Source organism: Bradyrhizobium sp. USDA 4353 (assembly GCF_054063215.1).
Genome location: NZ_JBSSGB010000001.1, coordinates 5,145,228 through 5,169,396, shown reverse-complemented (window position 1 = coordinate 5,169,396; position 24,169 = coordinate 5,145,228). Strand labels below are relative to the sequence as shown.

Here is a 24,169-nt window from a genome sequence, read left to right as displayed (position 1 = left end):
AAAGAAACCCCTCACCCAACCGAGTTCGTCGCGCTGTCCTACATGCCCTCTCCCACCCTAGCGAAGCTTCGCTTCGCCTTGGGGGGAGAGGGCGCATTCACTGACATCGCGATCAATATAACAACGAAACCCGATGCGGTTCGCCGGGACGACTTAGTGAGCCAAACATCGTCACATTGAAGACTGCGGGTCCGGCACAGTCGTGAGGCTCAACCGCCGATCGGTCCGGGGTCGATGCCCCCCGTTGTGGCGGCTCCAGGATGACCGGAGCGCGGCCACGTGACGATCGAACCTTGATTTTACTGCCGGCCGGGCAGCGGCGTCAAATGCAGCGGCGCCGCAGGTGCGCGGCCTGCGGCTGATGATCCACAGCCGTTCCGCAGGCCTGAGATCAGCGCGGCTCGTTCAGCATCGGGAAGCCGCGCTGGTGCCAGACCGGATAGGCCGCGGGGATGTCGCTGGCGGCATCGAGCGTCGCCACCTGCTCTGCCGTGAGATTCCAGCCGACCGCGCCGATGTTCTCGACCAGCTGGCGCTCGTCGCGGGCGCCGACGATGATGGTCGACACCGTCGGGCGCTGCAGCAGCCAGTTCAGCGCGACCTGCGGGATGGTCTTGCCGGTCTCCCTGGCGACGCCGTCGAGCGCATCGACGACGCGATACAGCCGCTCCTCCTCGTAATGCGGACCCGTGCCGGCGATGTCGTGGGCGCGGGTGCCGGGCTTGGCCGGCTGTCCCCGGCGGATCTTGCCGGTCAGCTTGCCCCAGCCGAGCGGGCTCCAGATCACGGCGCCGACGCCCTGGTCGATGCCGAGCGGCATCAGCTCCCACTCATAGTCGCGGTTGAGCAGCGAGTAATAGGCCTGGTGCGCGACGTAGCGCGGATAGCCGTAGCGGTCAGAGGCAGACAGCGACTTCATCAGGTGCCAGCCGGAGAAATTCGAGCAGCCGATGTAGCGGATCTTGCCGGCGCGCACGAACTGGTCGAGCGTGGAGAGCGTCTCCTCGACCGGCGTGTTGTAGTCCTGGCCGTGCAGCTGGAACAGGTCGATATGATCGACGCCAAGCCGTTTCAGCGAGCCGTCGATCGCCTCGATCAGATGCTGCCGCGACGAGCCGTAATCGTTCGGTCCGGCCCCCTTCGGGAACGTGGCCTTGGTCGAGATCAGCAATCGGTTGCGCTTACCCTTGATCGCCTGGCCGAGAATGCTCTCGGCAAGACCGTCCGAATAGACGTCGGCGCTGTCGAACATGGAGAGGCCATGATCGAGGCAGACGTCGATCAGCCGCGCCGCGCCCTCGGCATCGGTGCCGCCCCAGGCCTTGAAGAAGTCGTTGCTGCCGCCGAAGGTCGCGGTGCCGAAGCTGAGCGCCGGCACGCGCAGGCCGGAATGGCCGAGACGTCGCTGGTCCATGATGAACTCCCTGAGTGTTGGCCGTATGAATACGCGGACGCGCCGTCCGCCGCCATGGGGTGACCATGCATGGCCTCGTTGCGCCGGCCTGTGAGTCCGGCGGCCAATCGCCTTGACCCGGGGCCTCACGGCTTGGTCTAACGGGCCGTCTCTCCTGAAGGCTCCTGTTTCCTAAAGGCTCCTGGAACCCGCCATGCGCATCGCCACCTGGAACGTCAATTCGGTCCGGCAACGGATCGAGCACCTCCTGACCTGGCTCAAGGAGTGCTCGCCGGACATCGTCTGCCTGCAGGAGATCAAGTGCACGGACGACGCCTTCCCGCGGCTGGAGATCGAGGCGCTCGGCTACAACGTCGTCACCCACGGCCAGAAGACGTTCAATGGCGTCGCGCTGCTGTCGAAGCTGCCGTTCGACGAGACCAAATCGGGTCTCGACGGCGATGCCGAGGACGTGCATGCGCGGTTCCTCGAAGGCGTGGTCAGCTTGAAGAGCGGCGTCGTCCGCATCGCATGCCTCTATCTGCCCAACGGCAATCCGGCGAACACCGAGAAATATCCCTACAAGCTCAAATGGATGTCGCGGCTTCGTGACTATGCGCGTGAACGGCTGAAGACCGAGGAGCCGCTGATCCTCGCCGGCGACTTCAACGTCATCCCGGCGGCCGCCGACGTCTCCAATCCCGAGGCCTGGCTCGACGACGCGCTGTTCCGGCCCGAGACGCGCGAGAGCTTTCAGTCGCTGCTCGGCCTCGGGCTGACCGACGCGCTGCGCGCGGTCAACGATGCGCCGGGGCAGTATACGTTCTGGGACTATCAGGCCGGCGCCTGGCAGAAGAACATGGGGATCCGCATCGATCACCTGTTGTTGTCGCCGCAGGCCAGCGACCGGCTGGTCGAGGTCGGCATCGACAGCTATGTCAGGGCCTGGGAGAAGCCGTCCGATCATGTGCCGGTGTGGGCCGATTTCGATCTGGAGACGGCGTAGCATCCAAGGCAGGTCCGATGCCGATGGTCACACGGCGGCAAATGTTTCCGCTCGCGCTGGTGCCTCTGTTCGTGAAGCCGGCGCTGGCGGCCGACTTCCAACAGACGATTGCCGGCATCGAGGCCGATAGCGGCGGCCGTCTCGGTGTGGCGCTGCTGGACACCGCAAGCGGCGCGCTCAGCGGCCATCGGCTCGATGAGCGGTTCCCGATGTGCAGCACCTTCAAGGCGCTGCTCGCCGCCGCGATTCTGACCAAGGTCGATGCCGGGGCCGAGCAGCTGTCGCGACCGATCCCGATCGCGCAAACAGACATCCTGTCCTACGCGCCGGTCGCCAAGCTGCATGTCGGCCCTGCCGGTCTGACAATTGGCGAGTTGTGCGAAGCGACGGTGACGCTGAGCGACAACACTGCCGCGAACCTGCTCCTGGCGACGCTCGACGGCCCTGCCGGCCTTACACGAACCATCCGCGGCTTTGGCGACGCGATCACCCGGCTCGACCGCATCGAGCCCGCGCTGAACGAGAGCGTGCCTGATGATCCCAGGGACACGACGACCCCGGCCGCGCTGGCGACGACGCTGGCGAAGCTCACGACCGGCAACACGCTGTCAGCTGGCTCGCGCGACATTTTGAATGGCTGGCTGGTCGGCTGCAAAACCGGCGCGGCCAAGCTGCGGGCCGGCTTGCCCGGCTCATGGCGTGTCGGCGACAAGACCGGCTCCGGCGAGAACGGCAGCAGCAACGATGTCGCGGTCATCTGGCCTGCCGGTCGCGCGCCGGTGATCGTGACGAGCTATCTCACGGAGACCAAGGCCAGCGACGACAAGCGCAACGCGGCTCACGCGGCCGTGGGCCGCGCGGTCACCGCTGCGCTCGGCGCCTGAGCGGCGCGCGCGGCAAGATCAAGGTCGCGAACCAGCGCTGCGATCGCGTCGAAGCCGGCGCGCAGTTGGCGCACCTCGCGCGCTACGAGCCGAACGCCGATGCCGGCGCTCTCCGGCAGGAGGCTCGCGGCGGCATAGAGATCATCGAAGCGCTTGAGCGCGTCGGCAAGGCGCAGACGGAGCGCGAGACAATCGTGCGTCTGCGGCAGCATCAGCACGGCCGATCCGAAGGCGCGGCGGCCCTTGAACAGCGATGTCACGGGCTCCACCAGATGCATGCGGTCGATCAGAAGCGGCTCTTGGCCTTGCCGGCGGACGATGAGCGTGGAATCGAGCTCGCGGAACAGGCGCCCCTGCCCGTCCGGGTCATGCATCGTGAACGCGTCCGTGACGAGCACGACGGCGTCAGCATCGCAGTCCAGCTCCAGCACCTGACACAAGGCGGCATCGGGAAACAGGATGCGCGGCTCGGGCCGGTAGTCGAGCGCCGCGCCACCGGCGACATGCAGCACCACATGCTCGACGGCGCGCGTACCCGGTTCGGCGCGGTGCACCGAGGTCGCGCCCTGCGTCGTGACGCAGACAGCCGCCCCTTCGGCGAGCATGAACCGCTGCGTCAACCGGTCCTCGCCGTGCACGGCGCCGCTGCCGGTCTGCAGGATGACGCTGAGAACATCCGGCCGCGCGGCATCGGTGTGGAAGCTGCGCGTCAGCACGAACGGCCAGGCGAACAGGCGCCGGTCGATCACGGTGCGGCCGCCGCGGTGGACGAAGGACAGATCGAGCCGCGGCTTGTCTGGGGCTGATACACTCACGCGCGGAACAGCACCTCGCGTTCGAGCAGATCGACGATCGCGTCGATCCCCTCGCCGCGCCGGCAATTCGTCAGCAGCACCGGCCGGCCGCCGCGCACCTCCGTCGCCTCGCGCTGCATGCGCGCGAGATCGACGCCGACATGCGGTGCGAGATCGACCTTGTTGATGATCAGGAGATCAGCGCGGATCACGCCGGGGCCGCGCTTGCGCGGGATGTCGTCGCCACCGGCGACATCGATGACGAACATCCAGAAATCGGTGAGGTCGCGCGAGAAGGTCGAGGCGAGATTGTCGCCGCCACTTTCCAGCAGGATCAGCTCGACGCCGGGAAACCGCCGCTCCAATTCGTCGGCGGCCTCGATGTTGAGCGTCGGGTCCTCGCGGATCACGGTATGCGGACAGGCGCCCGCCTCTACTGCTGACACGCGCTCGGGATCGATCAGGCCGGAGCGGCGGACGCGCTCGGCGTCTTCAGCCGTGACGAGATCGTTGGTGATGACGGCGATGTCGATGCCGCGTGCCTGCAGCGCCGGGATCAATTGCTCGACCAAAGCGGTCTTGCCGGAGCCGACGGGGCCGCCGATGCCGACGCGCGCGGCGGTCATCGGTGCGTCGGCGCAAGTGAGAGCGAGACGGCTCATCGCAGCATGAACCTCCGGGCGAGCGGCACGGATGTGGCCGGCGGACACATCAGGAGCTTGCCGTCGGCGCGGACCTCGAAGGTCTGCGGATCGACCTCGACATGCGGCATCGCGGCATTACGGATCATGTCGGTCTTGCGCAGGCGGCGGACGTTCTTGATCTGCACGGTCTCGCGGCCGAGGCCCAGCCTGTCGCGGACGCCGGCATCGACCGCGAGCTTCGACATGAAGTTGACGCCGAGCCTTTGTGGAGCCGCGCCGAGCGCGCCCCACATCCGCTTCTGGATCATCGGCTCCGAAAGCCCGAGGCTGCCATTGCCGTCGCCCATCGCCGCCCACACCGGGAAGCCGTTCTTGATCACCATGTAAGGCTTGAGCCCGAACGAGGCGCGCGGCCACAGCACGAGATCGGCCATCTTGCCGACCTCGATCGAGCCGACGACATGATCGATGCCGACGGCGACAGCCGGATTGATCGTGAGCTTGGCGACGTAGCGCTTGATGCGCTCATTGTCGGCGCGAACAGTCGTCTCCTCGGGCAGGCGGCCGATGCGGTCCTTCATCACGCTGGCGAGCTGCCAGCATTTGGCCACGTTCTCAGCGAGCCGGCCCATGCCCTGGGTGTCCGTGCCGAAGATCGAGATCGCGCCCATGTCGTGCAGGAAATCCTCGGCCGCCATCGACTGCGCGCGCACCCTGGACTCGCCGAACATGACATCCTCGGGCGCATTGTAGTTGAGCTGATGACAGATCATCGTCATCGGCACGCCCTCCTCCATGCCATAGGAGGTGTAGGGATTGGTCGGGTTGGTGGAGGACGGAATGACGTTCGGCCATGACACCACCTTGAGCAGGTCGGGCGCATGGCCGCCGCCGGCGCCCTCGACGTGATACATGTGGATGGTGCGGCCATCGACCGCTGCCATCGTGTCCTCGCAGAAGCCGTATTCGTTGATCGAGTCGGTATGCAGATGGACCGCGAAATCGTTGCGATCCGCCGCGATCAGCGTCTTGTCGATCACGTCAGGCGATGCGCCAAAGTCCTCGTGGATCTTGACCGACATGCCGCCGGCCGCGACCGCCTCCTCGACGGCTGCCGGATCGGAGCCGCCGCGGCCGAACAGCGCGTAGTTCAGCGGCGAGAACTCGATCGACTTGAGGAAGTGGCCGAAGTTCGGCCCCGAGCCGGACCCGACGTCGAACACCGGCCCCGAGCCATTGCCGACCATCGTGGTGGTGCCGCCGGCGAGCGCATGATCGGACTGCTCCGGCGAGATCAGATGCGCGTGGCTCTCGATCGCGCCGGCCGTGACGATGAACGGACCGCCCGCGATCGGCGCGGTGGTATGGCCGACCACCATGTCCGGATGCACGTCCGGCATGATGTCGGGATTGCCGGCCTTGCCGATGCCGACGATGCGGCCGTCGCGAATGCCGATATCGGCCTTCACGATGCCGATGACGGCATCGACGATGGTCGCGTTCTTGACGACGACGTCGAGCGCTTTGTGAGTGGACGTGCGGTGCGCGGCGACAGCCTCGCCGTCGCGGATGTTCTTGCCGGCGCCGACCAGGAGCTCATGGCCGTAGGTGGTGTAGTCGTGCTCGATTTCGGCGAGCAGGCTGGTATCGGCGAGCCGAACGAGGTCCCCTTTCGTGGGACCGTAAAGCTCGGCATAGGCTTGCCGTGACAGTGTTGCCATGGCTCAGGCTCCGAGATAGCCGCGCGACTGCGCGAGCTTCAGCGCGGCGTCGCGCGCGCCGGGCGCGTCGAGCGGGCCGTTGACCAGCCCGGCCTGGCCGCGCACGATGCGGTCGCCCGTGATCGGCACCAGCCGCACCGACTTGAAGATCCCAGGTTCGAAGCGCATGCCGAGTCCCGCGGGCCGGTCGATCTTCATGCCCCAGGCGGCGGCGCGGTCGAAGCGCAGCGCGCGGTTGACCTCGAAGAAATGGGTGTGGCTGCGCACCTGGATGTCGCGATCCCCGGTGTTGACGACGTCGATGGTCACGGCCGGCAGCTCGGTGAACATCGCGATGTCGTCGCCGCCGGCGATGATCTCGCCGGGCACGACGTCATCAGTCGCAGCGCCCTCCGCCGGCTGGATCGGCTCGAACAGCGCCATCACCTTGGTGCCCTCGGCGAACATCAGCTCGACATAGAGCATCGGGATCATCTGGGCGACGCCGGGCTCGACGTCATCAGTCGTGAGCAACCGGCCGGCCATGTCGCGGATTTCGGCATAGGGTAGATTACGCCGGGCGGCGGTCATCACCTCATCGGTGATGTACGCGACCGCCTCGGGATGGCTCAGCTTGATGCCCAGCGAGCGATTGCGCCGCGCCATCTGCGCGGCGTTGAAGATGACGAGACGATCGAGCTCCGTGGGCGACAGGTTCATCATGGCCAGGGCACCTCAGGTCGTGAACATGCGCACGTGCCGCAACGGCCCGCGCGACACGGCGATATCGATGAAAGGCGTGAAGCTCGACGGCATCGCGTCGTCGTCGGGCGTATCAGTAAGCAGATCTGCAAGCAGCGCGCGGGCACGCGCCAAGCTCTGCTGCGCGTCGATGTGGCCGATCAGGCCGAGCCGCACCGCGGCGCTGACGAGGCCGGTGATGAGCGTCCAGCCTGACACGAGCTCGGCGGCATCCAAGGTCAAGCCGGCGTCACGGCCGGTGATCGCCTGCACCACGGCGAGATGGCCAAGCCTCGCATCCGCCGAGACACGCGCGCGGTAGGACACGGAGAGTGGACCTGCGAGCTTGACCCAGACGCCGAGCAGCGCCCTGCCCGCGCGCCGCGATCCCTCGCGCATCTCTGCCGACGGTGTGGTGGCCTCCGCGAGGCGGTCGACAGAAGCGATCGCGTCGCTGTCGCTCGCGTACCATGCACGGCGCAGCAGAATGCGATCCATGCTGGCCCAGCGTTGGGCGAGGTGGTCGGCGATGACGCCGTCGAGATCGCTGCGATCGGACAGCAGGCCATCGGCCGCGAGCCCCTCGATGCCCCAGGAGAACGCAAAACCGCCGGCAGGAAAGGCGCTGTCGCCGAGTTGCAGCAGCGCGAGCGCCTCGCCGCGGTCAAACATGCGCGTGCTCCACCACCTCGCCGGAGTCGAGCAGCGGCTGGATGCGGGCGCGATAGGTGGCGAGCGGCGCATCGAGCAGGACCACGAGACAATCCCCCTCAAAGCGCACGCGCCAGTGCAGATTGCCGGCGTGCCACCCGAGCTTGAGCGCGCTCGCCTCGTCGCGGGCCTTCAGGCGCAGCACCTGCTGCTCGCCGAAACGCGCGATGATCGCGCGGTCGGTGTCGAGATGCAGCAGCGCGCCGTCGATGAGCTCCTCGTCGCGATCGAGACTGACCGCGCAGTCGGTGCCGCGGTCGGTGGTCAGGCGAAAACGCTTGCGGCCGGAATCTTCCGGCGGCACGAACAGCAGCTCGATGCCGCCGCGATGCTCCAGCGTGTGCAGTTGCCGCGCGTAGATCTTGTCGTCGGCGCGTCCCATGATGCCGTGCAGACGGAGCATCGGCGTGGTCCTCTTTGTTATCAGTTCACGCGTTGAGGCCTCATGCTTCGAGACGCGCGCCAAGGGGCGGGCTCCTCACCATGAGGGTCAAAAGCCAAGGGGCACTGCACACCGGAGTATGAACACGCCAAGAGGCGTGTTCATGGAGAGGGTTGGGAGCCGAGAGCGTCGCGCCATGTCGGTGTGCTCCCTCTCCCCGTCCTTCACGGGGAGAGGGTTGGGGTGAGGGGCAGCCACGGGCACCGGACCCAGCGGAGAGCCCCCCTCACCCGGCTTGCATCTTCGATGCAATCCGGCCTCTCCCCGCACGCGGGGAGAGGCGAGCAGCGAGCCTCGTGCTGGACTGTCCGAACAAATGACCATGAACAACGTGCTCATCGAGATCGTTGAGCCGGCGGAGCTTGCCCGGCCGAAGTCTGTCCTCATTGGTTGAGTCTCGATAACTGAAGACATTCCACCGCACCACACCCACCGCCCTCGTCCTGAGGAGCCCGCCACTTGGCGGGCGTCTCGAAGGACGGTTGGATTTCTCATCTCTCCCCTCCCCCTACCGCATCGTCGCCGACACCTCCTGCGAGGTCACGAGAATGACCTCGCCGTCGAGGATCGGCTTGGCGATGCCGAAGAAGGTCGCCACAGCGGCAGAGCCGTTGTGGCGCTCCATCGCGGCCTTGTCGGCGAAGCGCTCATAGGTGGTGAACAGACCGGGCTCGGTCTCGCTCTGCGAGATGAAGAACCCAATCGTCTCCGGCTCGTTCGCGGCGACATGGGCCGCGACCGCGACGAGGGCGTCGCGCATCGTGGCCTCGTGTCCCGCCTTGGCCCTGATGACCGCGGTAATGGTGATCATCAGAACTTCTTCCAGTCGCCGTCGGCCTCGAACGCCGCCGCCGCCTGGTAGATCGTGGCCTCGGCGTAGTCCTTGCCGATCAGCATCAGGCCGACCGGCAGGCCGTCGGAGAGGCCGCACGGCACGGTCATCGCCGGGTGGCCGGTGACATCGAACGGGCTCGTGGTCGCCGTCATCTCGAAGGCGCGCTGCACGACTTCGGCGAGCGGCGCGTCCTTGGCCGGGATCGGCGTGGCGACGCACGGCAAGGTCGGCATCAGCAAGAGGTCGTAGGAGCCGAACATCGCGTCATAGGCCGCCTTGGCCTGGATCGCGATGTTGCGCGACTTGGCGTAGTAGCGGCCGCGATAGTGCTCGAGGCCCCACTGGCCGACCAGCATGGTGAGCTTCAGGGTCACTGAGAGATCGTCGGCACGGGTGCGCCAGCCGGAATGCGCGTCGAGCAGACCGACGTCGTACAGACCCTTCCAGTTGAAGCCCATGCCGTTGCCGAGCATCATCTGCACCAGGAAGCCTTCCAGCGTGATCGGATTCCACGCCGCCAGCGCATGCATGTGCTCGGGGATCGAGACCTCCGACACTGACGCGCCCATCTTGGCGAACCGCTCGGCGCCGGCCTTGACCTTGCTGACAACGCCCTCCTGCATGTTCGGCGCGCTGAAACCTTCCTTGAGCACGCCGATCTTCAGGCCCTTGACGCCCTTGCCAAGCGACTCCGTATAGGCGGCGACCTTCGGTGCATACTGCCGCGGATCGAGGCCGTCGGCGCCGGCCAGCACTTCGAGCAGCAGCGCGTTGTCCTTGACGTTGGCCGTCATCGGGCCGGTGTGGTCGATGGTCGACTCGATCGGCATCACGCCGGTATAGGGCACGAGACCGTGGGTCGCCTTCATGCCGTAGATGCCGCAATAGGACGCGGGGATGCGGATCGAGCCGCCCTGGTCGCCGCCGATCGACATATCGACCTCGCCAGCCGCCACCAGCGCGGCGCTGCCCGAGGACGAGCCGCCGGCCGAATAGCCCATCTTCAAGGGATTGTGCACCGGCGCGGGATCGGAGGTGTGGCTGCCGCCGGACAGGCAGAAATGCTCGCAGACGGCCTTGCCGACGATGGTGCCGCCGGCATCGAGGATGCGGGTGACGATGGTGGCGTCGGCTGCGGGAATGAAGCCTTCGAGCGTGGTCGAACCGTTCATCATGGGGACGCCGGCGAGCGCGACGTTGTCCTTCAGCACGACGGTGCGGCCCGCGAGCTTGCCGGAGGGTGCGCCCTTCACCTCGGTCTTGATCGCCCAGGCGTTGTACTTGTTCTCCTTCGCCGGCGGCTTGGCGCCCGGCGTGCGCGGATACTTCACCGGCGGCAACGGGTTCGGCAGCTCGTCGACGATGTCGTACTGGTCGAACATGCCGCCCATCAGCGACAGATATTCGGCGGCCTCCTCGACCGTCATGTTCATGTGCAGGCTGGCGGCGAGATCGGCGACTTCCTCGGCATTCGGGCGTTTGATGGACATGAGTCATCCTTTCTTGTGAGGACAAGCTTGGCAAAGACAGGGAGTGTGCAGTTCAATTACGCCGGCGCAGCCGCGCCGGAATTCGTCTAGCTCGGGACCATCTGACCTTCCCGGGCCAGCAGCGTCTCACGATCGAGCTCCTCGGTGATGCGTCCCTTCTGGATGTGCAGGATGCGGTCCGACAACGACGTGATGAATTCCAGGTTCTGCTCGACGACGATCAGCGACATCTTCCAGCGCGTTTTCAACGCCAGCAGGGTCTCGATGATCTCCTCGATGATCGAGGGCTGGATGCCCTCGGTCGGTTCGTCGAGCAGGATGAGCTTGGGCTTGGTGCAGAGGCAGCGCGCCAGCGCGAGCAATTGCTGCTCGCCGCCGGAGAGCGCGCCGCCGCGGCGGTCGAGCAGCCGCACCAGGCGCGGAAAATCCTGCAGCACGGCGTCGATGACGCTGCGATCCTCCTTCGGAGCCGCGGCAAGGCCCATGCGCAGGTTTTCCATGACCGAGAGATCCGGGAAGATCTCGCGGCCCTGCGGCACCAGGCCGATGCCGAGCCGCGAGCGCTCGTGCGGCTTGAGATGCGTGATGGTCTTGCCGGCGAATACGACCGAGCCGTCGGTGGTCGGCAGATGCCCCATCAAGGTGCGCAGCGCCGTGGTCTTGCCCATGCCGTTGTGGCCGAGAATGCCGAGATACTCGCCGTCGGCGACCGTGAGGTCCACGCCGAACAGGATCGGGATCCGGCCATAGCCGGACTTGAGGCCCTTGACCTCGAGAAGCGCGCTCATGCCGCCACCTTCTTGCCGAGATAGACGTCGCGCACGCGCTGATCGGCGAGCACCTTGTCGACGGTGTCCTCGACCAGCACGCGCCCCTGGTGGAACACGGTGACGCGCTTGGCGATCTGCTTGATGAACTCCATGTCGTGCTCGACGACGACGATGGCGCGGGTCTGGTTGATCTCGCGGATGATCGCGGCGGTGTGAAACGTCTCCTCGTCGGTCATCCCGGCGGCGGGCTCATCGAGCAGGATCAGCTCCGGCTCGGCCGCGAGCACCATGCCGATCTCGACCCATTGGCGCTGGCCGTGGGAGAGCGTCGCGACGATGCTGTCGGCGTAGTCCGTCAGCCGGATCATCTCCAGCACCGCGTCGACTGCAGGCCCCTGCTGCCGCGGCGTCGCCTTGCGGCGCACCGCCATCCAGATGTTCTCGCGGACTGAGAGGCCGTTGAACACGTTCGGCACCTGGGTCTTGATGCCGATGCCCATGCGCGCAATCTCGTGCGAGGCCTTGCCCGCGATCGGCATACCGCGGAACGCGATGGTGCCGGAGGTCGGCACTAGCTGGCCCGTGAGCGTCTTGAAGAACGTGCTCTTGCCGGCGCCGTTCGGGCCGATCAGGCAGCGTAGCTCCATCTCCTGGAGCGTGAAGGTGATGTCGTCATTGGCGACCACGCCGCCGAAGCGCATCGTCAGGTGCTCGGCCTTGAGCAGAGGGACGAGATCCGCCATGTCATTCGGCTCCTGCGGGATGCGGCGCCGCCGCTGATGAGACCGGCGAGCCCTTAGTCTTCGGCTTCCTGTCCGGGATCAGCCGCATCACGAGATCATGCGCGGTCGGCACGATGCCCTTCGGCAGCAGCAGCACGAACACCACCAGCACACCGCCGAGCACGAGGTTCGAGTTCAGAAGCTGCTGTGAGCCGATATAGGCGACGATGTACTCGATCACGACACAGCCGATGATCGGCCCCAACAAGGTGCCGAGGCCGCCCACGGTGATCCAGATGATGATCTCCGCCGACAGCGACAGGCTGAAGATGGTCGGGCTGACGAAGGCGCCCCAGTTGACATAGAGCGCGCCGGCGAGACCGGCGATGGCGCCGCCGAGGATGAAGGTGAGGCACTTCACCAGCCGCGGATCATAGCCGAGGAGCGAGGCGCGCACCTCGTTCTCGCGGACGGCAACGATGATGCGCCCGGCGGGCAACGCCAGCAGCAGCCTGAGCAGCAGGAACACGCCGAGCAGCACATTGGCGGTCGTCCACCACGACTGCTCGGGCGAGAGCACCGTCGACGGATCGAACGGCATGTTGAAGGTCGGCACCGCCGGCATGCCGTTGAAACCGCCGAGCAAGGCTTTGCCGATCTTGTAGGCGTCACCCGATGTCGAGTTGACCGAGTTGAACAGGATCAGGGTGACGGTCAGCGTGATGACGCCGAGATAGACGTCGGAGATGCGGCCGAAGAAGATGAAGTAGCCGAGGATGGCCGCGAACAGCGCGGGCACCACGATCGCCAGCAGGATCGCCGGAGTCGAGTCCTGGAAGTTCACGGCCGCGATCGCGTAGGCGTAGCCGCCGAGGCCGAAGAAGGCGGTCTGGCCAAACGACAGGATGCCGCCATAGCCCCAGATGAAGGCGAGGCTCAGCGCCAGCACCGACATCGCGGCAAACAAGGTCAACTGCATCAGGCCGAACAATTCGATCACGCTCGGCACGATCGCGATCACGCCGATGGCAATGACGGTTCCCGCGGCCTGCAAAGCGAGACGAAGGCGCTTGTCCATCACAGGTTCCCCTTGAAGAAGCGCCCGGAGATGCCCTGCGGCAGCAAGCGGATCAGCACGATCGCGGTGGTGAAGACGATGACCTCGCCATAGACAGGCGTGGTGAAGTAGGCGCCGACCTGGTTGACCGAGCCGAACAGGCTCGCCGCCGACAGCGTTCCGGAGAGGATGGCGGCGCCGCCGCCGACCACGGTCATGAAGGCCTTGGCGACATAGGCGCCGCCCATCACCGGCGTGATGCCGGAGACCGGCGCAAGAAGTCCGCCGGCGAGGCCGGTGACCGCCGCACCGAGCGCGAAGGTGCTCATGTAGACGCGGGCCGGGTTGACGCCGAGGGTGGCGGCCATTGCCGGGTTCTGCATCGTGGCGCGGGCGACCAGGCCGAAGCGGGTGTAGCGCATCACGCCGTAGATGATCGCCATCATCACCGCGGCCATCAGCGCCAGGAACAGCGTGTAGTAGCTCGACTGGTAGGAGCCGATCGAGAAGCCGCCGAGCGGCGTCGGCACGCCCTGCTGGGTGTTGCCGTAGATCGTGGTGATGATGCCGATGATGAGCAGGCTGAGGCCCCAGGTCGCGAGCATCGAATCGACCAGCCGGCCGTAGAGGAACCGGATCAGGCAGCGCTCGATGACGAGACCGACGATGCCGACGAACAGCGGCGCGATGATCAGCATCGCGATCCAGATGTTCACCCCGGCATTGGCCGAGATCACCGTCGCATAGGCCCCTAACATGATGAATTCGCCATGGGCGAGGTTGATGATCTTCATCATGCCGAAGATGATCGCCAGTCCCAGGCACAGCAGGAACAGCGATGAGATTCCGTTGAGAACGTCGAGCGCGAGGATGACGTAGATCGCCATGCGGGGTCTTTCCGGGCTTCAAGTAGCTGCGAGGCCCATAACAACATTGGACACCGCAGATGACTTAGCATCGTATGGGGGCCTCATGGTTCGAGACGCGCCGCGCGCGGCGCTCCTCACCATGAGGGTCTCATCTCTCGCCTTGCAGCATGCCCTCGTCCTGAGGAGCCCGCCGGAGGCGGGCGTCTCGAAGGACGGCGGCAGGCACGCTGTCTACCCCGGCCTGCAAACCGGGGACTGCCGTGCATCAGAGATTGATGATGTACTGCTTGACGTCGTTCGGGTTCTTGACGAGGTCGCAGACGCTCGCGGTGTCCGCAGGCTTGGCGTCGGTGTAGGTCTCGAGCACCGACCATTTGCGATCCTTGACCTCGGCGAGGAACGCGTTGCGGACGGTGTGGTGGGTCGGCTTGTCCAGCGAGACCTTGCCGCTCGGACCGTCGAACACGAGGCCGCTTTCGAGCGCCTCGATGACCTTCATGCGGTCGATGCTGCCGGCCTTCTTGACACCCTCGGCCCAGAGCATGACGCCCTCATAGGTGCATGAGGCGAGCTCGCTGATATAGGGCGAGTCCGGATGCGCCTTCTTGATCTTCTCGACGAAGCTCTTCGAGGCCGGCGTGGTCAGCTCCTCGAAATAGCCGTATGCGCCGATGATCGCGTCGCTTTCGGCGGCATCGAGCGTCGACGGCTCGTTGACCAGGCCGAAGGTGGTCGAGGCGATCGGAATCTTGCCCTTCATGCCGGCAGCGGTCCACTGCCGGTAGAACGCGGTATGGTTGCCGCCGACCAGCGCCGACAGGATGAGGTCGGGCTTGGCCGCCTGGATCTTCGAGATGGTCGAGCCGAAATTGGTGACGTCGAGCGGGAAGAAGTCGGTCGAGAGGATCTCGCCGCCATTGTCCTTGCAGTATTTGGTCATCCACTTCGCGGTGATCTGACCGTAATTGTAGTCGGCGGCGATGATGTAGGCCTTCTTGCCCGCCTTCTTCATCGCGCTCGGCACCAGCTTCTCGACCGTCTGCGCCGGCGTGGTGCCGGTGCAGAAGGTGTTGCGGTCGCAGACGCCGCCTTCATACAGCGTGTTGTAGAAGTACAGCACCTTGAAGCGGTCGAAGGTCGGGCGGATCGCCTCGCGCGAGGCCGAGGTGATGCCGCCATGCACGACGTCGACCTTGTCCTTCACCGCCAGCTGCTGGGCATATTGCGAGTACAGCTGGATGTTGGACTGGGTGTCGTAGTGCATCACCTTCAGCGGCCGCCCGAGCAGGCCGCCGGCCGCGTTGATCTCCTCAACGGCGAGCTGCAGCGCATAGACCATCGGCGTGCCGGAGGTGCCGATCGGACCGGACTGGTCGTGCAGGCTGCCGACGGTGATCGGGTTCTCGGCCGCGAGCGCACCCGAGCGGAACACCGCGGGTGCCGCGATCAGGGTCGAGGTCGCGATGGCCGAGCGTTGCAGGAAACGACGGCGGGAAAGAGTCATCAGGGGTCCCCATGGGTTGGTGATGCGGGTTCACGAGTTGGTCAAAGTTTAAAATTACAATATTTGAAATGGCAAGTTATTTTTTGCCGCCCCCTGCCGTGGCCTTACGCGTGGGCGCGATCGCTACCGTGAGGCGACGACGGCAAAATCGTAGCCGTCGAGTTCGGCGAGATGGATCGGATGGCGGCCACCAACCACCGGCTGCGCATCATTGCCGCGTGCGGTGCGGCCCTGCAGCGTGCGGCCGAAGACGCGCCGGATATCGCGCGTGTCGAAGCTTTCAGCGCGCTCGATCAGCGCGGCCAGCGCGTGGATGCCCTCGTAGCAGGACTCGCCATAGCCGTTCGGCGGCGGCGGATTATCGCCATAGGCGGTGTAGTAACGCTCGAGGAACGCACCGTTGTTGTGCGAGCGCAGCGAGGCGAAATAGCTCGAGGCGACGAAGACGTTCTCGGTCTCGCTGCTGTCGAGGCCGTAGATGATGGTCTCGTCGAAGGCCGAAGAGAAGCGCAGCACGTGGCGGCTGAGACCGGCTTCGCAGAACGCGCGGTTGAAGGCGATGCAGTCGAAGCCGAGGAACACCGGCAGCACCACGTCGCTGCGTGTCGCCTTGATGCGCTCGATCATCTCGTCGAGATCGTGGGCGCCGACCGGAACGTAGTGCTCGCCGGTCACCGTGCCGCCGAAGCGCGCGATCAGCCGCCTGGCGATGGCGAGCGAGGAGCGCGGCCAGATGTAGTCGTTGCCGCACAGGAAGAATCGGCGGGCGCGCTTGCACTCCGACAGCCACTGGATCGCAGGCGCCAGCAACTCGTCGGCCGTCTCGCCCGTGGTCATGACATCGCTGTCCGGCGACAGGCCCTCGAATTGCGGCGTGTAGAGGAACGGCACGCGGCCGCGGGCGGCGCGTGCCACCGGATCGCGCGCATAGCTCGGCAACATGCCGATGAGCCCGTCGACCGCGAGCTCATCGACCGCCTCCGCGGCCGCCTGTCCGGCGCTGGCGCCGGTGGCGCCGCCGTCGATGACGACCAGCTCCACCGGCTTGCGGCGGATTCCCGCAGCCTGGTTAAGCTCGGTCACGGCCAGCCGACCGCAGGCTTCGGCGGAGGGTGCCCACAACCCTGCCGAGCCGCTCTGGGGAATGATCAGGCCGATCCGAACGCTGCGCAAATGGGCCGCCTCTGCTGCTGCAGGGCATTCGCACTCACGAATCGTGCCAAGCGCGATTCGGGCTTAGGGCCGTCGTTTGCGGACGAGATGTCGCCAATTTCGAGCAGCGCGCCCGATGCTGATCAAAACATCAGCTCACGCTCGCTCAATCATTAGGCAGCCGCGGCGGCGGCGCGGAGAGCGGTCCGCGGGATCCGCGACTCAACGCGCGAGCAGGGTCTTGCGCATCGGATAGGACGCGGCGGTGCCGAACTTGCCGGCGGGCGTGCCGACATCGACATAGCCGCGGGCGAGATAGAATCGGTGCGCCGTCTCGGTGCTCAACAGCTCGATCTCACGGGCGCCGAGGGCCGCGGCCCGCTGCTCCAGCACGGCCACCATGGCCGAGCTCACCCCGCGGAAGCGCGCCTGCGGTGAGACGTAGTTCACGGTGATCTCGTTGGGATGAGCGAGGCCGCCGACGGCGAGAATCACGCCCTCCTCGACCGCGACCAGCAGCGACCTTCCCTGCCCGTCGGCCCAGCCTGCAACGATCTCCGGCGTCTTGTTGGCAAGCCAGCGGCCGAGGATGTCCGGATTGCCGCGGTGATCCGCCTCGCACAATTCGATGATGGAGGCGCGCACCACGGCGCAGGCGGCCGCGGCGTCGTCAGCAGTCGCATCGCGGATGATCATCGCAATCTCCCTCTCGCAGAGGGAGCGCGATGCTGCCCCCTGCTACTCGCGCTTGCCCTGCACCCAGCTCTCGAGCATCTGCAGCGCCGTGGCGCGGTCGTCGTCCGAGGCCTTGGCAAAGGCGCGGTTGTAGCTCTCCTTGATCCAGGCCTCGTCCGGACCGGCGCTGTCACGCGCCAGAGTGAGCCACATCAGGCCGCGCGCCGCCTGCCGCGGCAGACGGTCGCCGTTGAACAGCATCTGGCCAAGCAAGGCCTGGGCCTGATGCTGGCCCTTCTGCGCGGCGAGGCCGAGCCAGCGCGCACCATAGCGGAAATCGTCGCGCGAGGCGTCCGCCGTCTTCAGGTACATCCGCGCCAGATCGTATTGGGCGTCGGCATTGCCGAAATAGGACGCGGCATAGGAGAACATCTCGCGCGCGCGGTCCGGATCCGGCTTCACCTTCGTGTTCGGGATGCCCGAGAGGTAGTAGCGGCCGAGCGCGACGAAGGCGTTGGCGACGATCTGCGCCTGCGGCGCAGACGGGCTATCCTCCGCATGCGCATTGGCGATGCGGCTGAAATAGTCGAAGGCGCGCATGTCGTCGCGCGCCACGCCGTCGCCGGCGGCATACATCCGGCCGAGCTTGAACTGCGCAACGGGGTGGCCTTCCTCCGCCGCATATTGCAGCGCGGTCAGGGACTGCGTGGGGTTGGTGGTCGCGGTGGTCGCGGGCACGGCCTTGCGCAGCGCACCGGCGCCCGCCTGCGGCCCGGCCACGGGGATGGCCGGCTCCTGGTTGACCGGCGCGCCATCGAACGCGAACGACGGCGACGGCAACGCGAGCGGGGCAACCCCCAGCAGCAATGCAAAAATGATCCGATCAGATGTCCGCATAGCAATACTTCTCTTGCGCACCACCTGGGTGGGTGACGGCACCCGCCACGGCCGGCCCGACCTGCTGGGCATATTTCCAAAGTGCGCCCGACGTGTGATGCGTCTCACGCGGCGTCCACTTGGTTCTCCGTGACGCGAGCTCAGCATCGCTCAACTTGACGTTAAGGATACCTGCCTCGGCGTCGATCTCGATGATGTCGCCATCCTCGACCAGGGCGATCGGCCCGCCGATGGCCGCCTCCGGTCCGATATGGCCGATGCAAAAGCCGCGGGTCGCGCCCGAGAACCGGCCATCGGTGATCAGCGCGATCTTGCCGCCCATGCCCTGCCCGGTCAGCGCCGCCGTGGTCTGCAGCATTTCCCGCATGCCCGGGCCGCCGCGCGGACCCTCATAGCGAATGACGATCACCTCGCCCTCGCGATAGGTCCGCTTTTGCACGGCCTCAAAGGCATCCTCTTCCCGATCAAAGCAGCGGGCCGGCCCAGTGAATTTCAAGTTCGACATGCCCGCGACTTTCACGATCGCGCCCTCTGGCGCGAGATTGCCTTTCAGACCGACGACACCTCCGGTTGCAGTGATCGGCTGGTCAGCCGGCCTCACCACGTCCTGGTGCGGATTCCACTTCACGCCTTTGAGGTTTTCGGCGATCGTCCGGCCGGTGACTGTGAGGCAGTCGCCGTTCAAATAGCCATGGTCGAGCAACGTCTTCATCAAGAGCGGAATGCCGCCAGCTTCAAACATGTCTTTGGCGACATAGCGGCCACCCGGCTTCAAATCCGCGATATAAGGTGTCTTTTTGAAGATTTCGGCGACGTCGAATAAGTCGAACTTGATGCCGGCCTCATGGGCGATCGCAGGCAGGTGCAAGGCAGCATTGGTCGAGCCACCGGAGGCCGCCACAACCGCCGCGGCATTCTCAAGCGCGGCTCGCGTCACGATGTCGCGCGGCCGGATGTTGGCTGCGATCAGCTCCATGACCTTCTCGCCGGCGGTCATGCAGAACGAGTCGCGGATCTCATAAGGCGCAGGAGCGCCGGCCGAGTACGGCAGCGCCAGCCCGATGGCCTCGGAGACCGTCGCCATCGTGTTGGCGGTGAACTGGGCACCACAAGCGCCCGCCGACGGACAGGCGACGCGCTCGAGCTCGTCCAGGTCCTCATCCGACATCGCGCCAACCGAGTGCTTGCCGACGGCCTCGAACATGTCCTGTACGGTGACCTGCTGGCCGCGGAAATTGCCCGGCAGGATCGAGCCGCCATAGATGAAGATCGAGGGCACGTTGAGCCGCACCATCGCCATCATCATGCCCGGCAGCGATTTGTCGCAGCCGGCAAGGCCCACCAGCGCATCGTAGGAATGGCCGCGAATCGTCAGCTCGACCGTGTCGGCGATGGCCTCGCGCGACGGCAGCGAGGAGCGCATGCCGTCATGGCCCATGGCGATGCCGTCGGTGACGGTGATCGTGCAGAACTCGCGCGGCGTGCCGCCGGCATGCGCGACGCCCTTCTTGACGGCCTGGGCCTGCCGCATCAGCGCGATGTTGCAGGGCGCGGCCTCGTTCCAGCACGAGGCGACGCCGACGAAGGGCTGGTGGATCTGGGCCGTGGTCAGGCCCATTGCGTAGAGATACGACCGATGCGGCGCACGCTCGGGCCCCTCCGTCACGTGACGGCTGGGCAGCCTGCGCTTGATGTCGGTCTTCGCGTCCATCGCTGTTCTGGCCTCCCGGCGCTGTGGAGAACGCTAAAATCCCAGAAGTGGATTTTCGGCTACCTCACACGCACAGGTACTATTCTGATCAAAGTATTTCACGATCAGGTGTGGCCAAAAAGCGGCGCGTTTGCGGAGCGCCGGAGATTGTTACCAAAACTTCGTAAACTGTGGCGACGTCGCAACATTCGTGGCCGATGCGCCACCATTCAGCAGCCTGGGATACCGCCTTGCTACTCCGGCACAATCCCAGCGGCCCGGATCATCGGCCACCATTTGGCGATCTCAGCCCGTTGCACGGTTCCAAGCGCCGCAGGCGTCCGCTGATCCCGGGGAGTCATCTGCAACCCCAGGTTTTTCATCTGATTCTGCACATCCGGGTCCTCGAGCGCGTCGACCGCCGCTGCATTGAGCGTGTCGACGATCTCCTTCGGCGTGCCCTTCGGTAGCCAGAGGCCAGACCACAGCGTCATGTGGAAGCCTGCAAGGCCGGCCTCATCGGTTGTCGGAATCTCCGGCGCGCTGTCGAGACGCTTGGCGTCGGTGACGGCATAAGCGCGGATCGTGCCGGCGCGCACCTGGTTGATCGCGTTCGACGTCTGGTCGACGATCAGATCGATCTGCCCGCCGACGAGGTCGTTCATCGCCGGCCCCGTGCCGCGATAGGGCACGTATTGCAGCTTAATGCCGGTGACCTGCTCGAAATAGAGCCCGGCGATGTGACTGCCCGAGCCGTTGCCGGCTGTGCCCGCGGATGCCGGATTCGGCTGCGCCTTCAGCCAGGCGAGCAATTCGGACAATGATTTCGCCGGCACATTGCTCTTGCTGACGATGATCATCGGATTGCTCGGCAGCAGCACGACCGGCTCGAGATCGGCGACGAGATCGTAGCCGAGCCGATACACTGCCCCGTTGGCGACGTGCGTGCCGAGATGGCCGAAGCTGATGGTGTAACCGTCGGGCCTCGCACGCACCGCGCGCCCGACCGCGATCGAGCCGCCGGCGCCGGTCACGTTCTCCACCAGCACCGGCTGTCCGAGCGTCTGCTTCATGTGCTCGGCGAGGATGCGCATCATCGCGTCCGACGGTCCGCCGGCCGCGAATGGCACGATGACGGTGATGGCGCGCGAGGGATAGGTCTCCGCCTCAGCGGGGCTACCAAGCAAGGCAAGCGCCATTACCACAGCGCCGAACAGGCGTCGCATCGCGATCCTCCCAGGGCGGCCCGATCCTTCTTTCTCAGACGATCAGGCGCCAGGCCGCGATGCCGACCGTCCGATCAGAACTGAGTGTAGTCGATCGGCTGATGGCGATCGAGCGTGCGCTCAACCTTCGGCAACGGATATTTGAGTCCCGTCGCGCAGTTGAACAACATCACGCGGTCGGTCTTGGTGACGCGGCCGTCAGCGAGGCTCTGCTTGTAGGCGGCGTAGGTCGCGGCACCCTCGGGACACAGCAGGAAGCCCTCCTCGCGCGCGACCTCGGTAAGCGCAGAAGAAATTGCCTCGTCATCGACCGCGATCGCGAAACCCTTGCTCTCGCGGACGGCGCGCAGGATGAGAAAATCCCCCACGGCCTGCGGCACGCGAATGCCCGAGGCGATCGTATGCGCATCCTCCCAGCGCGTCGCATGCTCGACGCCCTGCTCATACGCCCGGACCATCGGCGCGCAGCCGGACGCCTGCACCGCCACCATGCGCGGGCGCTTGGCGCCGATGAAGCCGATCTTCTCCAGCTCGTCGAACGCCTTCCACATGCCGATCAGGCCGGTGCCGCCGCCGGTCGGATAGAAGATCACGTCGGGCACGTCCCAGCCGAGCTGCTCGGCCAGCTCCAGGCCCATCGTCTTCTTGCCCTCGATCCGGTACGGCTCCTTCAGGGTCGATGTGTCGAACCAGCCGACCTTGGCCTTGCCCTCGCCGACGATCTTGCCGCAATCATCGATCAGCCCGTTGACGCGGTAGACGGTCGCGCCCTGCAGCTCGATCTCGCTGACGTTCACCTCCGGCGTATCCGCCGGACAGAAGATCGTGGTCTTGATGCCGCAGGACGTCGCGTAGGCGGCGAGCGCCGCGCCGGCATTGCCGTTGGTCGGCATCGCCATGTGGGTGATGCCGAGCGCCTTGCCCATCGACACCGCCATCACGAGGCCACGCGCCTTGAACGAGCCGGTCGGCAGCCGGCCCTCGTCCTTGACGATGATCTCGCCGCCGCCGAGCTTCTTCGACAGCTTCGGTAGTGTGATCAGCGGCGTCATGACCTCGCCGAGGCTGACGATGTCCTGGCATTTGCGCACCGGCAGCAGCTCGCGATAGCGCCACATGTCGGCCGGGCGCTGCGCCAGCGCGTCCTTGGTCAGCGCCTGCTTTACGCCTGCGAGATCGTAGCGCACCAAGAGCGGCTTGCCGGCCTTGGAGAGGTTGTGTACCTGGTCCGCCGGATAATGATCACCGACCATCGCGCATTCGAGATGCGTGACGAAGGTCGGGCGCTCGGTGGTGAGATTGTCGCTGGATTTCATTGTATTTTTCTTTCCTGCAGCGAACGCAATTCGGTGGGCGTCATTGCGAGGAGCGAAGCGACGAAGCAATCCAGAGTCCTTGCGCGGCCCTGGATTGATTCGCTTCGCTCGCAATGACGGCGGAGCAACTACATGTTCAACACACGCCCATAGGCGTCGAGCACCGCTTCCTTCATCATCTCCGACAGGGTCGGATGCGGGAAGATGGTGTGCATCAGCTCTTCCTCGGTGGTCTCCAAGTTCATCGCGACGACATAGCCCTGGATCAGCTCGGTCACCTCGGCGCCGACCATGTGGGCGCCGATCAGCTGACCGGTCTTCTTGTCGAAGATCACCTTTACCAAGCCCTGGTCCTCGCCGAGCGCGATCGCCTTGCCGTTGCCGACGAAGGGGAAACGGCCGACGCGGATGTCGCGGCCCTGCTCCTTCGCCTTGGCCTCGGTGAGGCCGACGGAGGCGACCTGCGGATGGCAGTAGGTGCAGCCCGGGATCAGGCTCTTGTCCATCGGATGCGGGTGCAGGCCCTTGATCGCCTCGATACAGACCACGCCCTCATGCTCAGCCTTGTGCGCGAGCATCGGCGGGCCGGCGACGTCGCCGATCGCATAGAGGCCGGGCACGTTGGTCTTGCCGTAGCCGTCGATCACGATGCAGCCGCGGTCGGTCTTCACGCCGAGCTTCTCGAGCCCGAGATTTTCGATGTTGCCGACGACGCCGACCGCCGAGATCACGCGGTCGAACTCGGTCGTCTCGATCTTGCCCTTGCCGTCGTCGATCGTCGCCACCACGCTGTCGCTCTTCTTGTCGAGCTTGGTGACCTTGGCGCCGGTCATGATCTTGATGCCCTGCTTCTCCAGCTGCTTGCGGGCGATGCCGGCGATCTCGGCGTCCTCCACGGGCAGGATCTGCGGCAGCACCTCGACCACCGTCACCTCGGAGCCCATGGTGCGGAAGAACGACGCGAACTCGATGCCGATCGCGCCGGAGCCGACGACGAGCAGCGACTTCGGCATCTTGTCCGGCACCATCGCCTCGAAATAGGTCCAGACCAGCTTCTTGTCCGGCTCCAGCCCCGGCAGCACGCGCGGCCGGGCGCCGGTGGCGATGATGATGTGCTTGGCCTGGTAGGTGCCCTCGCCCAGCGCGCCCTTCGGCGCTTCGACGTCGGCCTTGGTCACGGAGATCTTGCCGGGCGCGTCGATATTGGCGCGGCCCCAGATCACCTGAACCTTGTTCTTCTTCATCAGGAAGCCGACGCCGTCGGCCAACCGCTTGGAGACGCCGCGCGAGCGCTGCACCACCGCCTTCGGATCGTAGGAGATCTTCTCCGCCGACAGGCCGTAATCCCCAGCATGCTGCATGTAGTGATAGATCTCGGCCGAGCGTAACAGCGCCTTGGTCGGGATGCAGCCCCAGTTCAGGCAGATGCCGCCGAGATGCGTCTTCTCGATGATCGCGGTCTTGAAGCCGAGCTGCGCGGCGCGGATCGCGGTGACGTAGCCGCCCGGGCCGGAGCCGATGATGATGACGTCGAAGGATGTGTCGGCCATGACGGCTCCGATCTCAACTTAGTTGTCATCTCGTAGGGTGGGCAAAGGCGCGGAGCGCCGTGCCCACCGTCTCACGAGCTTGCGATGTGGTCGGTGGGCAC

The 24,169-nt window shown here is 65.8% G+C and carries 23 protein-coding genes; 2 read left to right on the top strand and 21 right to left on the bottom strand.

What is annotated here, in order from left to right; genetic code table 11:
• Positions 1–391 precede the first annotated feature (391 nt).
• On the bottom strand, positions 392–1,414 hold the full coding sequence (locus ACVILH_RS23310) for an aldo/keto reductase (RefSeq protein ID WP_456714973.1): 1,023 nt from the start codon (positions 1,412–1,414) through the stop codon (positions 392–394).
• A gap of 193 nt (positions 1,415–1,607) precedes the next feature.
• Between ACVILH_RS23310 and xth the strand changes: the two genes are divergently transcribed.
• Positions 1,608–2,399 (top strand): exodeoxyribonuclease III, encoded by a 792-nt coding sequence (gene xth / locus ACVILH_RS23305; protein ID WP_456714972.1) that lies wholly within the window; start codon positions 1,608–1,610, stop codon positions 2,397–2,399.
• 17 nt (positions 2,400–2,416) lie between these two features.
• A complete protein-coding gene (bla, locus tag ACVILH_RS23300) occupies positions 2,417–3,283 on the top strand; it encodes a class A beta-lactamase (protein ID WP_456714971.1) in 867 nt (288 codons plus the stop codon).
• Here the strand turns inward: bla and ACVILH_RS23295 are convergent.
• From ACVILH_RS23295 to lpdA, 20 genes are all read right to left on the bottom strand, one after another.
• The gene (locus tag ACVILH_RS23295; RefSeq protein WP_456714970.1) at positions 3,238–4,098 is read right to left on the bottom strand and encodes an urease accessory protein UreD; all 861 of its coding nucleotides are present in this window, start codon (positions 4,096–4,098) and stop codon (positions 3,238–3,240) included. The two genes, bla and ACVILH_RS23295, sit on opposite strands and share 46 nt — an antisense overlap.
• On the bottom strand, positions 4,095–4,739 hold the full coding sequence (gene ureG / locus ACVILH_RS23290) for an urease accessory protein UreG (protein ID WP_456714969.1): 645 nt from the start codon (positions 4,737–4,739) through the stop codon (positions 4,095–4,097). The genes ACVILH_RS23295 and ureG overlap by 4 nt, the downstream gene beginning before the upstream one ends.
• A complete protein-coding gene (gene ureC, locus ACVILH_RS23285) occupies positions 4,736–6,442 on the bottom strand; it encodes an urease subunit alpha (RefSeq protein ID WP_456714968.1) in 1,707 nt (568 codons plus the stop codon). The genes ureG and ureC overlap by 4 nt, the downstream gene beginning before the upstream one ends.
• A 3-nt stretch (positions 6,443–6,445) precedes the next feature.
• Entirely contained in the window at positions 6,446–7,144 is a 699-nt protein-coding gene (ureB, locus tag ACVILH_RS23280) for an urease subunit beta (RefSeq protein WP_456714967.1), read from the bottom strand.
• Between the two features lie 12 nt (positions 7,145–7,156).
• Positions 7,157–7,834: an urease accessory protein UreF gene (locus tag ACVILH_RS23275; RefSeq protein ID WP_456714966.1), complete on the bottom strand. Its 678-nt coding sequence runs from the start codon at positions 7,832–7,834 to the stop codon at positions 7,157–7,159.
• On the bottom strand, positions 7,827–8,276 hold the full coding sequence (ureE, locus tag ACVILH_RS23270) for an urease accessory protein UreE (protein WP_456714965.1): 450 nt from the start codon (positions 8,274–8,276) through the stop codon (positions 7,827–7,829). Before ureE ends, ACVILH_RS23275 begins: the two co-directional genes overlap by 8 nt.
• 547 nt (positions 8,277–8,823) lie before the next feature.
• Complete coding sequence (locus tag ACVILH_RS23265; protein WP_434877198.1) at positions 8,824–9,126, bottom strand: antibiotic biosynthesis monooxygenase; 303 nt, start codon at positions 9,124–9,126, stop codon at positions 8,824–8,826.
• On the bottom strand, positions 9,126–10,640 hold the full coding sequence (locus ACVILH_RS23260; protein ID WP_456714964.1) for an amidase: 1,515 nt from the start codon (positions 10,638–10,640) through the stop codon (positions 9,126–9,128). The genes ACVILH_RS23265 and ACVILH_RS23260 overlap by 1 nt, the downstream gene beginning before the upstream one ends.
• Before the next feature lie 86 nt (positions 10,641–10,726).
• Positions 10,727–11,428, bottom strand: a complete 702-nt coding sequence (locus tag ACVILH_RS23255; RefSeq protein ID WP_456714963.1) for an ABC transporter ATP-binding protein — start codon at positions 11,426–11,428, stop codon at positions 10,727–10,729.
• Positions 11,425–12,153 carry an ATP-binding cassette domain-containing protein gene (locus ACVILH_RS23250; protein WP_456714962.1) on the bottom strand — a complete coding sequence of 243 codons (729 nt, stop codon included), beginning with the start codon at positions 12,151–12,153 and terminating at the stop codon, positions 11,425–11,427. The genes ACVILH_RS23255 and ACVILH_RS23250 overlap by 4 nt, the downstream gene beginning before the upstream one ends.
• A 1-nt stretch (position 12,154) precedes the next feature.
• A complete protein-coding gene (locus ACVILH_RS23245) occupies positions 12,155–13,210 on the bottom strand; it encodes a branched-chain amino acid ABC transporter permease (RefSeq protein WP_456714961.1) in 1,056 nt (351 codons plus the stop codon).
• Positions 13,210–14,076, bottom strand: a complete 867-nt coding sequence (locus ACVILH_RS23240; protein WP_006614376.1) for a branched-chain amino acid ABC transporter permease — start codon at positions 14,074–14,076, stop codon at positions 13,210–13,212. The genes ACVILH_RS23245 and ACVILH_RS23240 overlap by 1 nt, the downstream gene beginning before the upstream one ends.
• Before the next feature lie 247 nt (positions 14,077–14,323).
• Entirely contained in the window at positions 14,324–15,562 is a 1,239-nt protein-coding gene (locus tag ACVILH_RS23235; RefSeq protein ID WP_172131936.1) for an urea ABC transporter substrate-binding protein, read from the bottom strand.
• Between the two features lie 123 nt (positions 15,563–15,685).
• The gene (locus tag ACVILH_RS23230; protein WP_456714960.1) at positions 15,686–16,735 is read right to left on the bottom strand and encodes a substrate-binding domain-containing protein; all 1,050 of its coding nucleotides are present in this window, start codon (positions 16,733–16,735) and stop codon (positions 15,686–15,688) included.
• Between the two features lie 201 nt (positions 16,736–16,936).
• Positions 16,937–17,410, bottom strand: a complete 474-nt coding sequence (locus ACVILH_RS23225) for a GNAT family N-acetyltransferase (protein ID WP_456714959.1) — start codon at positions 17,408–17,410, stop codon at positions 16,937–16,939.
• Between the two features lie 42 nt (positions 17,411–17,452).
• The gene (locus ACVILH_RS23220; protein ID WP_456714958.1) at positions 17,453–18,286 is read right to left on the bottom strand and encodes a tetratricopeptide repeat protein; all 834 of its coding nucleotides are present in this window, start codon (positions 18,284–18,286) and stop codon (positions 17,453–17,455) included.
• Positions 18,273–19,997 (bottom strand): dihydroxy-acid dehydratase, encoded by a 1,725-nt coding sequence (ilvD, locus tag ACVILH_RS23215; protein ID WP_456714957.1) that lies wholly within the window; start codon positions 19,995–19,997, stop codon positions 18,273–18,275. The genes ACVILH_RS23220 and ilvD overlap by 14 nt, the downstream gene beginning before the upstream one ends.
• A gap of 233 nt (positions 19,998–20,230) precedes the next feature.
• Positions 20,231–21,202: a tripartite tricarboxylate transporter substrate binding protein BugD gene (locus ACVILH_RS23210; protein WP_456714956.1), complete on the bottom strand. Its 972-nt coding sequence runs from the start codon at positions 21,200–21,202 to the stop codon at positions 20,231–20,233.
• Positions 21,203–21,276: 74 nt separating this feature from the next.
• Complete coding sequence (locus ACVILH_RS23205) at positions 21,277–22,518, bottom strand: threonine synthase (protein WP_456714955.1); 1,242 nt, start codon at positions 22,516–22,518, stop codon at positions 21,277–21,279.
• Between the two features lie 128 nt (positions 22,519–22,646).
• Positions 22,647–24,068, bottom strand: coding sequence for a dihydrolipoyl dehydrogenase (gene lpdA, locus ACVILH_RS23200; protein ID WP_456714954.1), 1,422 nt, complete (start codon positions 24,066–24,068; stop codon positions 22,647–22,649).
• Positions 24,069–24,169: the final 101 nt, after the last annotated feature.